This window comes from Hydrogenobaculum sp. Y04AAS1, assembly GCF_000020785.1.
Lineage (GTDB): Bacteria > Aquificota > Aquificia > Aquificales > Aquificaceae > Hydrogenobaculum.
In genome coordinates this window covers 1,319,261-1,333,243 of record NC_011126.1, presented here as the reverse complement: position 1 = coordinate 1,333,243, position 13,983 = coordinate 1,319,261, and the positions used below count along the sequence as shown (strand labels likewise).

The 13,983-nt window shown below is 33.5% G+C and carries 12 protein-coding genes; 7 read left to right on the top strand and 5 right to left on the bottom strand.

The window, feature by feature from the left end:
• Positions 1–27: 27 nt before the first annotated feature.
• The 3 genes from ybeY to HY04AAS1_RS07130 are packed head-to-tail and all read right to left on the bottom strand — an operon-like array spanning position 28 to position 2,262.
• Entirely contained in the window at positions 28–462 is a 435-nt protein-coding gene (ybeY, locus tag HY04AAS1_RS07140) for an rRNA maturation RNase YbeY (protein WP_012514457.1), read from the bottom strand.
• Positions 425–1,423: a PhoH family protein gene (locus HY04AAS1_RS07135; protein ID WP_012514456.1), complete on the bottom strand. Its 999-nt coding sequence runs from the start codon at positions 1,421–1,423 to the stop codon at positions 425–427. The genes ybeY and HY04AAS1_RS07135 overlap by 38 nt, the downstream gene beginning before the upstream one ends.
• A complete protein-coding gene (locus HY04AAS1_RS07130; protein ID WP_012514455.1) occupies positions 1,408–2,262 on the bottom strand; it encodes a 4-(cytidine 5'-diphospho)-2-C-methyl-D-erythritol kinase in 855 nt (284 codons plus the stop codon). The genes HY04AAS1_RS07135 and HY04AAS1_RS07130 overlap by 16 nt, the downstream gene beginning before the upstream one ends.
• A gap of 53 nt (positions 2,263–2,315) precedes the next feature.
• Between HY04AAS1_RS07130 and HY04AAS1_RS07125 the strand changes: the two genes are divergently transcribed.
• The 5 genes from HY04AAS1_RS07125 (at position 2,316) to HY04AAS1_RS07105 (ending at position 8,605) form a co-directional block, all read left to right on the top strand.
• The gene (locus tag HY04AAS1_RS07125; RefSeq protein ID WP_012514454.1) at positions 2,316–3,599 is read left to right on the top strand and encodes a homoserine dehydrogenase; all 1,284 of its coding nucleotides are present in this window, start codon (positions 2,316–2,318) and stop codon (positions 3,597–3,599) included.
• A gap of 76 nt (positions 3,600–3,675) precedes the next feature.
• Positions 3,676–4,920, top strand: coding sequence for a cell division protein FtsA (ftsA, locus tag HY04AAS1_RS07120; RefSeq protein ID WP_012514453.1), 1,245 nt, complete (start codon positions 3,676–3,678; stop codon positions 4,918–4,920).
• A complete protein-coding gene (locus tag HY04AAS1_RS07115; protein ID WP_012514452.1) occupies positions 4,917–5,459 on the top strand; it encodes a TlpA disulfide reductase family protein in 543 nt (180 codons plus the stop codon). The genes ftsA and HY04AAS1_RS07115 overlap by 4 nt, the downstream gene beginning before the upstream one ends.
• Complete coding sequence (locus HY04AAS1_RS07110; protein WP_012514451.1) at positions 5,446–6,939, top strand: GGDEF domain-containing protein; 1,494 nt, start codon at positions 5,446–5,448, stop codon at positions 6,937–6,939. The genes HY04AAS1_RS07115 and HY04AAS1_RS07110 overlap by 14 nt, the downstream gene beginning before the upstream one ends.
• Positions 6,920–8,605, top strand: coding sequence for an NAD+ synthase (locus HY04AAS1_RS07105; protein WP_012514450.1), 1,686 nt, complete (start codon positions 6,920–6,922; stop codon positions 8,603–8,605). Before HY04AAS1_RS07110 ends, HY04AAS1_RS07105 begins: the two co-directional genes overlap by 20 nt.
• Here HY04AAS1_RS07105 and HY04AAS1_RS07100 read toward each other — a convergent pair.
• Complete coding sequence (locus tag HY04AAS1_RS07100; protein ID WP_012514449.1) at positions 8,602–8,943, bottom strand: hypothetical protein; 342 nt, start codon at positions 8,941–8,943, stop codon at positions 8,602–8,604. The two genes, HY04AAS1_RS07105 and HY04AAS1_RS07100, sit on opposite strands and share 4 nt — an antisense overlap.
• A 109-nt stretch (positions 8,944–9,052) precedes the next feature.
• Between HY04AAS1_RS07100 and mqnC the strand changes: the two genes are divergently transcribed.
• Together mqnC and bcp are read left to right on the top strand one after the other, a co-directional pair.
• The gene (gene mqnC, locus HY04AAS1_RS07095; RefSeq protein WP_012514448.1) at positions 9,053–10,111 is read left to right on the top strand and encodes a cyclic dehypoxanthinyl futalosine synthase; all 1,059 of its coding nucleotides are present in this window, start codon (positions 9,053–9,055) and stop codon (positions 10,109–10,111) included.
• 10 nt (positions 10,112–10,121) lie between these two features.
• Positions 10,122–10,589, top strand: a complete 468-nt coding sequence (gene bcp, locus HY04AAS1_RS07090; protein ID WP_012514447.1) for a thioredoxin-dependent thiol peroxidase — start codon at positions 10,122–10,124, stop codon at positions 10,587–10,589.
• Here bcp and HY04AAS1_RS07085 read toward each other — a convergent pair.
• Positions 10,586–13,954, bottom strand: coding sequence for an EAL domain-containing protein (locus tag HY04AAS1_RS07085; protein WP_012514446.1), 3,369 nt, complete (start codon positions 13,952–13,954; stop codon positions 10,586–10,588). The two genes, bcp and HY04AAS1_RS07085, sit on opposite strands and share 4 nt — an antisense overlap.
• Positions 13,955–13,983: the final 29 nt, after the last annotated feature.

Sequence of the window (13,983 nt, the reverse complement as noted above, 5' to 3'; positions counted from 1 at the left end):
ATTATTCCTTAGTTCAGAAAATGCGATTTAATTAAACATAGCTAAAGCACTCTCTTGTTTTTCAAAGAATATTTTTTCATCTTCTAAAGAAGTTTCATGATCGTGTCCCATCAAATGTACAATACCATGCACAAGAAGCCTTGTTAGCTCTTGATCCAAAGAAACACCGTACTCTATAGCTTGTTTTAAAGCGGTATCGTAAGATATTACTATTTCACCAAGGTAATAAACATTTCCGACATTTTCATTTATATTAAAAGACAAAACATCTGTGGGCTTATCTTTTTGCCTATAAGCAGAGTTTAAATGCTTTATCTCTTCATCATTTGTAATATAAATGTCCAGCATTGAGTTTTTAAAACCAAAAAACTTTAGCGTATAGCTTGCTCTTTTTTTCAAAAGATATTTTAACTCTTTTGGTATTTCAAGCTTCTTGTAGGTCTTTAGATTGATTTTGTTCATAAACTTCATAGGCTTTGACAATTTTTTGGACTATAGGGTGTCTTACCACATCTTTCTCATCAAAAAACACAAAATCTATACCCTTTATATTCTTAAGCACATGAATTGCTTCTTTTAGCCCCGATTGTTCCTTCTTTGGCAAATCCACCTGCGTCATATCTCCGGTTATCACAACTTTTGACCCAAAGCCAATCCTTGTAAGAAACATCTTCATCTGCTCTTTTGTGGAGTTCTGGGCTTCATCAAGTATTATAAAAGCATCATTTAGGGTTCTACCCCTCATAAAAGCAAGAGGTGCAATCTCTATGACATTCTTTTCCAACAAATAAGCAGATTTCTCGTAATCTATCATATCAAAAAGGGCATCGTAAAGAGGTCTAAGATAAGGGTCTACCTTTTCAGCTATTGACCCTGGCAAAAACCCAAGCTTTTCTCCGGCTTCTACGGCTGGTCTTGTAAGAATTATTTTGTTTATCTTTTGGGCTTTTAGATAGGATACAGCCATCGCCATGGCAAGATAAGTTTTACCAGTACCAGCAGGACCTATCCCAAATACAATATCGTTTTGTTTTATGGAGTTTACATACAAATATTGATTTCTCGTCTTTGGAGTTATGGCCTTTTTGCGATGTGTAATCAGTATTGTCTCATATTCTTCTTTGGATTCTTTTTCATCTTCGTCTTCTTCTTTATGAGTGTAAGATATAGCCATATTTAGAACATCTTTAGAAGATAGAGGGGATTTGGCATACTCTTTTGTTATATAGTTTAGAAACTCTATAAAGTTTTCAACCTTCGAAGGTTCACCTTTTATATGTAGTTCTTGGCCTCTTGCCACTATCTTTATTTCAAAAAGCTCCACAAACTTTTTAAGGTTTTCATCTGCCCTTCCTACTATGGCATAAAATCTTTCGTCTATATCCCCTATATCAAATATTTCTTCTATTATATGGTTTTGCATTCGTATACGTACCAACCCCTCGACTCTAAAGCCATTTTAATCTTATCGCTTAGCTTACCAAACACATAAACGCTTGAACCGCTCCCAGACATATACGGCTTGTATCCGACGCTTTCCAAAAATCTTATGAGTTCTCCTATTTCTTTGTATATTTCAATAGCGGTTTCTTGTAAGTGATTTTCGATAATATTTTCTATATCGTTTTCTTCTAAAAGCCTTAAAATATCTTCCAACAACAAAACTTCTTCAGTTTGTTTTGTAAAAGCACCGTAAACTTTAGAAGTAGAAGCTTCTATATTCGGATATACTACTGTTATTTCTCTGGAAATAGGCTCTAAAACTTTTACTTGGTCACCGGTGCCGTAGACCAAAGCGCATCCACCTTTTAAGAAAAATGGCGCATCCTTGCTAAAAGAAGATAGAAAATCTGTAAGCTCCTGTTCTTTCATAGGGTTTTCAAGCTCTTCGTTTAAATAGCTTATCACAGCTGCCAAATCGGAACTAGCACCACCTAAACCAGCACCCACAGGTATATTTTTTTCAATTACTATTTTATAATCAAAATTTTTACCAGTTAGTCTTGAAAATGCTAAAACTCCTTCATAGACTATGTTGTCTTTTAGATTTTTAGAAAAAGGGCCAACACTAAGCACTTCTAGAGTGTAATGGAGCTCTATGTATATTCTATCGTACAAATCTATCGTGTGGATTATGCTAAATATATCGTGATAGCCATCTGGCCTCTTGCCTTTTATCCAAAGTCCAAAATTTACCTTTGCTGGCGCTAAAATAACCTTTACACCATCTTCTAAAACAAGCAGATTATTTTTTTTATTCATCCTTATAAATATTATAATCTAAAATTAAAAATTTTACATGATATAATGTATGTATGTATAGAGTAGGTATAGCAGGTTATGGTACCGTTGGTACCGGTGTTGCAGAACTTCTTATCACCCATAAAAATCTCATCAAAGAAAAAACAGGCTTGGAACTTGAGTTAAGCGCTATTTTAGATAAAGATTGGCAAAGGGAAAGACCTTTCAATATAGATGATTCTTTAAAAGTAAGCTCGTTGAAAGAGCTTTTGGATAGGTCAGACATAGTCGTAGAATTAATAGGTGGGGTTGGCTTTGCAAAAGAGCTTATAGAAAAAGCCATAGAGAATAAAAAACACGTTGTAAGCGCCAACAAACATCTTATAGCTATACATGGAAAAGAAATCTTTGAAAAAGCCAAAGAGCACAACGTAAGCATAGAATTTGAAGCATCTGTTGGTGGGGGAATACCTATTATAAAAGCTTTAAAAGAAGGCTTAGTGGCTAACAAAATAAATTATATACACGGTATATTAAACGGCACTACAAACTACATTTTAACAAGCATGCTAGACTGGGGTAAAAGCTTTGAAGAAGCCCTCAAGGAAGCTAAAACGCTAGGGTATGCAGAACAAGACCCGACCTTCGATATAGAAGGTATAGATGCAGCTCACAAGATAGCGATCCTTAGCTCTATTGCCTACGGTGGTTATATAGACTTTAACGATATATACATAGAGGGCATATCAAACATAGATCTTCTTGATGTGGAGCTCGGTAAAGAGCTGGGATATGCTATAAAACTTTTGGCTATTGCAAAAGCTATAGACGGTGAGCTTGAGGTAAGGGTGCATCCAACTTTTATAAACCATCAAGAGCAACTGGCCAAAGTATCCGGTGTATACAATGCAATCTTAATAGATGGTGATTTTGTAGGTAAAAGCATGCTGTATGGAAAAGGTGCCGGCTCAAAGCCAACAGCTTCTGCAGTAGTATCAGATATCATAGATATAGCAAAAAATACAGAAAAACGTTTTCAAGCTTTTAATACCGATAAAAGCCTTAAACTAAACAAAAATTTTAACACAAGATACTATATTAGGTTTGAAGTGGAAGACAAAATAGGTGTGTTGGCATCTATTGCAAACGTATTTGCAAAATACGGCATAAGCATAGCATCTGTGTTGCAAAAGGAGATGGTGTGCAAAGTGGCAAAAAAAGAAAACAGCTTGGTAGTCCCACTTGTAATACTGACTCACAAAGCATATGAAAAAGATATAAAAACAGCTTTAAACGATATAGAAGAACTTTCTGTGGTAAAAGAAAAACCTATTTTAATAAGACTTGAAGAAGAATGAGAAAATGTTTTACAAATTACAATTTTTTTTATATAATATTTGATATGGAAAGAAAAATATTTAAGAGGATAAAAACGTGAAATCTATAGTTGGGTTAGATATAGGTACAAGCAAAGTAGTAGCTCTGGTGGCGGAGATAGACAACTACGGAGATACGCATATAGTGGGGATAGGCGAGGCTAAATCTCAGGGTATAGACAAAGGTTCTGTAACAAAGCTTGATTCTGCTTCAAAAGCTATACAAAAAGCCTTAAAAGAAGCGGAAGAGATGTCGGGGCATAGGATAGATGGTGTTTTTATATCGATATCGGGAGTGCATATTAAAAGTCAAAACGAGAAAGATACCATAAGCATATCACCGCAGCCTTCTGATGTAGATGAACAAATAGTTGAGAGGCTTTTAGAAAGGGCTGTGGCAAAAGCCAAAGAAGAATCTTACGATATATTACATACAATACCAAGAAATTTTATACTAGATGATCAAGAGGGTATATTAGATCCAATAGGCCTTGCCGGTTCTAGATTAGAATGTGATGTGCATATTATAAAAGCAGGTGTATCGCTTTTAAGAAACGTAGAAAGAACTGTAAGCGTTGCTGGGTATAAACTTTTTGGTAAAGTATTCGCTGGGTTAGCATCTGCAGAATCTTCTCTTACAGAAGAGGAAAAGTTAGAGGGTGTCTTACTTATAGATATAGGGCATTCTGTAACAAACTTTGTTTTATACCACAACGGTCAACCGGCGGTATCAGGTACAGTACCTATCGGAGGATACAACATTACAAGGGATTTGGCTCATTTTCTTAAAATATCTACAGAAGAAGCTGAACGTATAAAACTAGAAAGCGGTGTAGCTTTTATAGAGCTTGTGGATGAGATAGAAAAGGTAAAGATAAAACCGCGCGGAGAAGATAAAGAGGCGATGGTCCCAAGAAAACAGTTAGCAGAAGTTATACAAATAAGGTTAGAAGAGTTGATGGATAAAATAGTAGAAAAAATAAACAGCTCAAGCATAAAGCTTGAGAATATAAATGCAGGTGCTGTCATAACAGGGGGTACAGCAAAGCTAAATGGTATAAAGGATTTTACAGAGCACTATCTTGATATGGCGGTAAGAATAGGATATCCTCTGAATATAACTGGCCTAAAAGAAAAACTACAAGATCCTTCTTACGCGTGTGTATGCGGTATAATAAAGCTAGCTCAAAATATGAAAGATATAAGCTATACAGCACCGCAAAGGCCCACACAAAGGCAGATCCAATCAAGAAACACCAGCCTTTTGCAAAAGATTATGAATTTCTTTAAAGATTTAATATGAAGAAAAATATAGCATATATATTGGCACTTGTTCTTTTTATAGTGGCAGCTTATTACGGATTTTACGACAACGATTCAGCTCAAGCGATATCTTATCAAAAACCAAGCCCTATACTTCATTTTAGCGTAAGGTTAGTATACGAAAATGGTATGCCCGCAAACAAGGTGGTAAACATAAATAACTTCAAAGGACATTATACGTTGGTGAACTTCTTTGCTTCTTGGTGTCCACCTTGTAAAGCAGAACTACCTTTGTTTGAACAAGCCTATCAAAAATTCTCCCCCTATGGATTTAGAATTCTTGCCATAAGCATGGATGACAACGAAAACGCTTTAATGTCTTTTTTAAAAGACAAGCACTATACATTTGATATAGCAATACACAGTCCTGGGCTTGGTTCAAAGTTCAACATAACAGGTCTTCCGACTTCTTATCTTTTAGACCCTCAAGGTAATATAATAAAAGTTGTATACGGAGAATACAACACTATAAACCAAGACCTTTCCAACATATACTTTAACCTTAATGAGCCTCGTTAGAAAAATCACCTTGTACATAAGCGTTATATCGCTGATTTCATATATAACTGTAGTAATAGGTAACAAAGTCATAACAAAAAAAGAAATAGACGCCAGAGTCATGAAAGAGTATTACGATACATACAAAATATATAAAGCTGCAGTGGACGAGTACAAAGATATGCTAAAAAATGGTATTTTTACCTCAGATATTGTATTAAAAGCTAAGAACCCAGATTATTGCAAACAAGATAATTCCGATGTAATATTGGGGAAGTACCTCTCTTTAGGTATTTATAAATACATAGGAGACACCTGTGATTATATAGGTATATACGCTTACAAGCCCCTTGACTACCTATCTAAGTTAGAAAATATAAGCTGGGTTGTGGTGCTTCATACAAAGGTTATAAAAAAACTATATAACCAACAGAGCTTTTGGGACAACTACGTAGGCGGAAAGATCATTACCAAAAAATACATAGTAGATTCTTATAAAGATAACAACGCCCTTAGCATATTTTTATACTCTAAGAAATCAAAAATAATATCTTATAAGGTGGAGAACATAGGAGAAGATTATTACCTTATAATGGAAATCCCCATAATAAATGTATCTGGTATAGAACTTGGCAACGTATACCTTATAAAAAACATATCTTGGATATACAAACAAGAACATAGGCAATTTTTAGTTCTAACTATATATGGAATAACATTTACATCTATTCTTCTTATTATCATTATATTTATAGTATCGCAGATTATAAAAGATATAAACAACCTCTTAAGTGTGGCTTTAAAACTAAAAGAAAAGGATTTTCTTCACTTAGACGAAGTTGAAAAAGATCCAATACTAGAAAAAGATATATCAAAACTAAATGAAATTTCTAAGCTGAAAAAAATAACTTATATGATGGCTATAGAGATAAAAAAACTTGTTAGCGAACTTCAAAAAGATAAAGAGAAGTTTCAAGATATGGCTTACAAAGATGCACTCACAGGAATTTACAACAGAAGATTCTTTTTTGAAGAAATAAATATATCGATAGAACAAGCTAAAAGAGCAAATGTACCAATCTGCATTGTGATGTATGATATAGATAACTTCAAAAAGGTAAACGATACCTATGGGCACGATATGGGAGATGTTGTTTTGAAAGACTTTGCAAACGTTATAGTAAGCTCTATAAGAAAATCGGATATACCAGCAAGGCTTGGTGGAGAAGAGTTTGCAGCGTACTTATACAATACGGATATAGAAAATGGGTTTAGGGTAGCAAACAATATAAGGCAAAACTTTGAAAACTCCACCCATACGCTAAATGGAACCACGATAAAATGCACCTGTAGCGGTGGTATTTACCAAATACAACAAGAAGATGGCATAGATAGCGCTCTTAAAAAAGTGGACGAAGCCCTTTACGTGGCAAAGCGAACCACAAAAAATAGAGTTGTAATATATAAAGAGGGTATTGAAGATGAGCTCAAAAATTCTTAATGTAAGTCTTTGCCAGATAAACACCACAGTGGGGACTTTTGAAAAAAACCTTGAAAAGACATGTGATTTTATATCAAAAGCCAAAAACTCACATATAATAGTTTTTCCAGAGCTATCTTTGTGTGGTTATATGCCTCAGGATATTATCTATAGTTCAAAGTTTTTAGATTTAAACAAACTTTACTTTGAAAAGCTAAAAGAACATTCAAAAAGTATAGACAGCGTTATCGTGGTTGGTTTTGTAAGAGAGGAAAAAGCCGTTTACAATTCCTTAGGGGTTTTGTTTAAAGGTGAGGTATTGGGCTTTTACGATAAAAGGTTTTTACCAAATTACAACGTGTTTGATGAAAAAAGATATTTTAAAAGTGGTGAAAAAGATCTTCTTTTAGATATAAACGATATAAGGTGTGGTTTTTCTATATGTGAAGACATATGGTATCCAGATGGCACAGAAAGACAAGATGCTTTAAAAGGAGCAGAAGTGCTTATAAATATAAATGCCTCTCCATACGCTTTAAAAAAGCAGACTTTTAAGGAAAATTTTTTAAAAGCAAGGGCTTCTGATAACCTTTGTTTTTTGGTTTATGTAAACTTGGTAGGAGCCAACGACGAGCTTGTTTTCAATGGAGAGAGCCTTGTCATCGGTCCTAAGGGGGATACAATAGCAAAGGCAAAAGCTTTTGAAGAAGATATTTTACATGTAAGCTTAGATATAAAAGAGGTTTTTACAAAAAGACGTACAGATTTAAGATGGCAAGAGGTTTGCAAACCTATTAACTCCAATATAAGTATTAATATATCAAAAAATCAAAGATATGATAATACTATACATCTTAGTCTTCCGAAGGAAGAAGAGCTAATAAAAGCGATAACACTTTCTATAAAAGATTATTTTAAAAAGCAGGGTTTTTCTAAGGCGATACTAGGGCTATCTGGTGGGATAGACTCTGCCTTGGTGCTTTATCTAGCGGTGTTAGCCCTTGGAAAAGAGAGTGTAAAGGCTGTTTATATGCCAACCGTGTTTAACAAAGAAGAGTCTTATAAAGACGCAAAAGCCCTTTGTGAAAATTTGGATGTGGATCTTGAAGTTATACCAATAGAAAACATAAGAACTGCCTACGAACAAATATTTTCCTACCACAACTTTGATATAGCCGATGAAAACCTCCAAGCAAGAATCAGGGCAAACATACTTTTTTACATATCAAACAAAGAAAATAGGATAGTGCTATCTACTTCAAACAAATCAGAGTCAGCAGTGGGCTATACAACCATATATGGAGATATGGCAGGTGGATTTTCACCTATAAAAGATTTGTATAAAACAGAAGTCTACGAGATAGCTTACTTTATCAACAAAGACAAAGAGATAATACCAAAAAATACAATAAATAAACCACCCTCGGCAGAACTAAGGCCCAATCAAAAAGACCAAGATACTTTACCACCTTACGATGTTTTAGATAAAATTTTATGGCTTTTAATAGAAGAGTATAAAGATAAAGAAGATATAACAGAGTTTGACAGAGAAGTTGTAGAAAAAGTTTATGATATGCTTTTAAAAGCCGAATACAAAAGAAAACAAGCCCCCATAGGGCCTAAACTTCACGAAAGAGCTTTCGGGATAGGCTGGAGGTACCCTATTGTAAGAGATAAAAATATTTAACGCATTCTACCAGGTGGGCCACCAACTTCAGAATGAGATCCATGTTCAAATCTTTCGTTTCCCATTGGATTGCTGGCTGGTTGACAGTTTTCCCTCAAACCCTTTTTAGCAAGTCCAGGTGGCATACCGTTTACAAAACCTACTTTTCTACCTCTTTGCCATCCAGGTGGTACGTTGCATTGGTTGTAATTATTATAAGTATTTGAATAAGCGCCACCGCCATTTAACGCGTTTCCAAGGTTTGATATGGTGTTTCCTATATTTTGAAGCTCATCACCGAGGGTAAAACCAAAGCTTACGTTTGCTAAAAGCGCCAAAACACCTATATATATCAGCATATAAACCTCCTTTTAATATGTAAAATATAACAGTTTTACATGAAAATTGGATGAATAATAGCTGATAAAAATCTTCTTTACAAAAAAGATAAGATAATATATTTAAAATATGAAAATTTTGGATATTGGGAAAAGGATAGACGAGCAAACAACCAAAGAGCTCTTTGAAGAACTTGATTTAAATACGCTTGGTTTTTTAGCGGATAAAAAAAGAAGAGAGTTTCATGAAGACAACATAGTAACATTTGTCATAGATAGAAACGTAAATTATTCAAATGCCTGTGTAGCGTCATGCAAGTTTTGTGCTTTTTATAGAAAACCAAAAGACGAAGAAGCTTACGTATTACCGAAAGACGAAATATTGAAAAAGGTAAGAGAACTAAAAGAAAGAGGTGGGACTACACTTCTTATGCAAGGTGGATTAAATCCTGATCTTGGCTTTGATTATTTTAAAGACCTTATAAGCTCAATACACCAAGAGTTTCCAGATATAGATATACATTCTTTATCAGCTCCTGAGATAGTTTACCTTGCCAAGATTGAGAAGATGAGTATAAAAGATGTAATAAGAGAATTAAAAGAAGCAGGATTAAAATCAATACCCGGTGGTGGTGCAGAGGTACTATCTCCAAACGTAAGATCTGTTATAAGTAAAGGCAAATGCACTACAGAGGAGTGGATAGAGGTGCACAAAAGCGCCCACGAGCTTGGAATGAGCACTACAGCTACAATGATGTTTGGTCATATAGAAACCATAGAGGATATACTGAATCATCTTTCTCTTATAAGGGATTTGCAAGATAAAACCGGTGGTTTTACAGCCTTTATACCTTGGACATTTCAAAAAGGCAACACTGAACTTGACTACGTAGAACCAGCTTCAAGCGTATATTATCTAAAGGTTTTGGCAATAAGCAGGTTGTTTTTAGATAACTTTAAGAATATACAAGCCTCTCATGTAACCCAAACCATGCAAATAGGTACCGTAGCTCTTCACTATGGGGCCAACGACCTTGGTAGTGTGATGCTTGAAGAAAACGTAATATCTTCCACAGAATTTAAAGTAAGGATACCAGCTGTTGAAGATATGATAAAAAATATTAAAAAAGCAGGTTTTATACCGGCAAAAAGAGATACGTATTACAATATATTAGAAATATACAACTAAAGGAGGTATTATGGAAAAAGCACCAGATTTTTGCTTGCAAGGTATCGATGAAAAGGGCAATGAAAAAGAGTTTTGTTTAAGGGATTTTAAAGGTAAAAAGATAGTGCTTTATTTTTATCCAAAAGACGATACGCCTGGATGCACGAAAGAGGCTTGCGGATTTCAAGAAAATTTAAATCCCATAAAAGCAATGGGCATAGAAGTGATAGGAGTGAGTCCAGACAGTATAGCTTCTCATAAAAAGTTTAAAGAAAAATACGGTTTAAACTTCATACTATTATCAGACCCAGATAAGAAGGTGGCCGAGTCCTACGGAGCTTATGGTGAGAAAAAGATGTATGGCAAAGTAACAAAAGGCATTATAAGATCAACGTTTGTAATAAACGAAAACGGCGAGATAGAAAAAACTTGGAAAAATGTAAAAGTAGATGGGCATGTTCAAACAGTTATAGATTATCTTAAAAGCCAAAAAACTTAGATTATATATTTTACAGCCTCTTCTATAGGCATAGGTTTTGCAAAAAGATACCCTTGAGCTATATCGCAACCTGCCTCTTTAAGAAGGTTATACTGCTCTTCTTTTTCTACACCCTCTGCTATTGTTTTAATGTCTAATGCTTTGGCAAGATTTATTATGGCTTTTACCACCGCCAAACTTCTTTTATCAAAAACTATATCCTTTATAAAAGATATATCTATCTTTATAATATCAAGCTCAACATTTTTAACATAGGAAAGGGAAGAGTAATAAGTGCCAAAGTCATCCAAAGCAACTTTACTACCAACTGATCTTATATTTCTCAAGATTTCTTTTGCCTTTTCAAAATCTGATAGCAACATCCTTTCTGTAATCTCTATTACAAGCTTATCCTCAAACTTATGACAAAGGCCTATAAGCTTTGACATGAAAATATCATCTTTGAAGCTGTTTGCAGATATGTTGAAAGCAGAGCTAAAATGTGATTTAGCTTTTGAAATAAACGTATTCATATCGCTTTCAACCATCTTTAAAAATACCTCTTGAAATCTATTTAAAAAATACGAAGAAGATTCGAGGTAATCTATAAACTTGTAAGGAGATATTATACTACCATCTTCATCTATTATTCTTATGAGGGCTTCAAAACCTACAAAGTCTTTTGTCTTAATGTCAAAGTAAGGCTGATAGAAAAATTTAAACAACCCTTTGTCCAGAGCTCTTTCTACAAGCTCTTGAGCTTCCACATATCTTTTCACCACTATATCTATATCTTTAGAGAAAAACCTATATTTACCTTCTCCGTCCTTTTTAGCTTCTTGTAGCGCTAAACTAGCTCTTTCATAAAGCTTTTCAAAACTATCACCATCTTCATCGTATAAGGAAATCCCCATATTTATATGCAGCTTATCTAGTTTTCTAAAATTATCTAGTTCTATCTCTATACCACTTGCAAAGATGTCGTTTATTTTATCAACAAATGCAAATAAATCTTCTTCTTTCTCTATATCTTTAAAGATACCAAACTCATCTGGACCGATTTTTGCGATTATAACATCTTCTGGCTCTAAAAGCTCTTTTAGCATATTTGCTACTTTTTTTACAATTTCATCTGCTTTGTTGAAACCGTATATTTGATTTAATATAGAAAATCCATATATATCAAGTAGTATCAAAGCTCCCTTTTTAGATTGATTTTTTAAATACTCCAATCTATCGTTTATAGCTTTTGAAAAGCCGTTTATATTTAAAAGACCTGTAGCAGAATCCATAAAACTAAAACGCTCTAGCTTTTTTTCAAGCTCTACTTCTTGGGTTATATCTTTTGCTATAGTAATATATCTTATAGTACCGTCTTTTAATGTGACAGGAATAATAGACTCCTCTAAAATAAAGATTTCTCCGTTTTTCTTTTTATTGTAGAAAATACTTTCAAAAGTACCGCCAGATTTTATTGTCCGCCATAATCTTTTATAAAAATCGTTATCGTGATAACCAGATTTAAATATATTTGGTTTTCTACCTATTACCTCTTCGCAAGAGTACAAAGATATTTCACATACCATTTGATTTGCATATAGGATATAACCTTCTTCATCCGTTATAAGCACCCAGCCTTTAGAGTTTTCTAAGGCTTTTCTTAATATGAGGCTATTTTGCTCTTCCAAGATTTTTTTCAGAGCAAAAGATATGTCTTTCTCAAGCTCTTCAAGTATGCTAACAATATGATAATTATCAAAGAATTGAAATTCTTTTTTATATATGCTAATAATATAAACAACTTCATTTTCATTGTGAGAAAGTATTGGTATAGATGCCTTAGAATACGTAGGTTTAGATTGTAAAGTGATAGATTTGCTAAGCAAAGCTCTTTTTTCCTCTTCTAAGCTGATATCTTCAATAGGTGTTCCAGATTTTAACATAAGTTCAAGATTGTCTTTTTGTTTTACTTTAAATATCTCAACGCAGTCAAAATCAAACATTATAATGGTCTCTGCTATGCCGTTTAATAGTTCGCTCTCTAGTTCCACACTTATCAGTATAGTGTTTACCTCTTTTAACATATCAAAAAGTTTAGCCAACAATACTTTCTCAGAAATATCAAATACGGTATATAAGATGTATGTTTTATTTTCCATACTTAGCTTGTTTACATAAACTTCTACGTTTATCTTTTTGCCGCTTTTAGCAACATGAATAAATTCAAAACTTTTTAAATCACCATGTATTATATTTCTTAACAACCTTTCCGATTCCTCTTTTGGCACTCCTTCAAGTTCATATAAATACATATTTTTAATCTCTTCTTTAGAATAGCCGTACAGCTTTAACGCTGGTTCATTTACCTTTAAAATCTTTCCATCTTCGTCTATAAGGAGTAACGGAAGAGAATATTTATCAAACAACACCTCATAAAAGTATCTTTCCTGATTCAAAAGATATTCATTTTTGGTCTTCTTGATTATAAAAGCTATAAAACCAAGTATGATAACGCCAAATATAAACCAGGGCAAAAAGACGGCTCTTAAATTGGTGTAATAACCTTTTAACACAAAAGGAAGAGAAGCGGATACATAAGGATATATAACTTTACCAGCCACAAGATCAAGTCTTGTGATAGCTGCAAGTTTTGGCTCACCATCTATAGGAGATTTGTATCTTACAAGGGCGAAACCTAGGTTTTTATAAGATGTTATAAAATCATAAAGAGGTTTGTGTATTTGGCTTTTAGACAAAATAGGTATATGAGCGTTTATGACACCGTTTGGAAGCAAAACCCCGTAAGAAAAACCTGTTGTAGAAGAAGCGTATATGTAAAGAGGAGGTTTGTGTATTTGAAGAAGATATGAAGTCTTGTTTATGGGTAAGATGGTAAATATGAAGTAATCTTCGCCCACATTGAAAGCTGTCGTAAAACAGTATTTATTAGATAAAACACAGTTATAAACGGCGTTTTTTATTCTTTTATTAGAAAGCGCTTTTTGATATATGGATATTTCATTTGGTGTATATCTATGTCCGATGGGATTGAGATTTTTATCTATTACAAAAAACAATCTATTCTTGCTGTCAAAGTTCCTCTGAATAATATGTATAGCTTTATCGATACCAAATTTATTTATTATATACTTGATATTTTGCATAAAGTAATACTCTAATCTATTTTCATTGATTATGTGATTTTTTAACGTATATAGATTATTTCTTAAGTCAACTTTTGCTTCTTTGATAGTGTTTTCTTTGTATTTGTTTATATAAAACAAATTTAAACCTAAGCTAAAAAATATAAATGCAAAAGCCAGAAAAAACCATAGAGCTATATTTTTGTATTTAAATATATCGTTTAATATCTTATTATTATTCATTTATAGCATCTTTACCAACGTATATAGTG

Coding starts and splice junctions, on each gene's coding strand:
- mqnC (WP_012514448.1), top strand. CDS start 9,053: ATGAAAATTTTGGATATTGGGAAAAGGATAGACGAGCAAACAACCAAA.
- HY04AAS1_RS07125 (WP_012514454.1), top strand. CDS start 2,316: ATGTATAGAGTAGGTATAGCAGGTTATGGTACCGTTGGTACCGGTGTT.
- HY04AAS1_RS07110 (WP_012514451.1), top strand. CDS start 5,446: ATGAGCCTCGTTAGAAAAATCACCTTGTACATAAGCGTTATATCGCTG.
- HY04AAS1_RS07085 (WP_012514446.1), bottom strand. CDS start 13,954: ATGAATAATAATAAGATATTAAACGATATATTTAAATACAAAAATATA.
- HY04AAS1_RS07130 (WP_012514455.1), bottom strand. CDS start 2,262: ATGAATAAAAAAAATAATCTGCTTGTTTTAGAAGATGGTGTAAAGGTT.
- HY04AAS1_RS07135 (WP_012514456.1), bottom strand. CDS start 1,423: ATGCAAAACCATATAATAGAAGAAATATTTGATATAGGGGATATAGAC.
- HY04AAS1_RS07105 (WP_012514450.1), top strand. CDS start 6,920: ATGAGCTCAAAAATTCTTAATGTAAGTCTTTGCCAGATAAACACCACA.
- ybeY (WP_012514457.1), bottom strand. CDS start 462: ATGAACAAAATCAATCTAAAGACCTACAAGAAGCTTGAAATACCAAAA.
- HY04AAS1_RS07100 (WP_012514449.1), bottom strand. CDS start 8,943: ATGCTGATATATATAGGTGTTTTGGCGCTTTTAGCAAACGTAAGCTTT.
- HY04AAS1_RS07115 (WP_012514452.1), top strand. CDS start 4,917: ATGAAGAAAAATATAGCATATATATTGGCACTTGTTCTTTTTATAGTG.
- bcp (WP_012514447.1), top strand. CDS start 10,122: ATGGAAAAAGCACCAGATTTTTGCTTGCAAGGTATCGATGAAAAGGGC.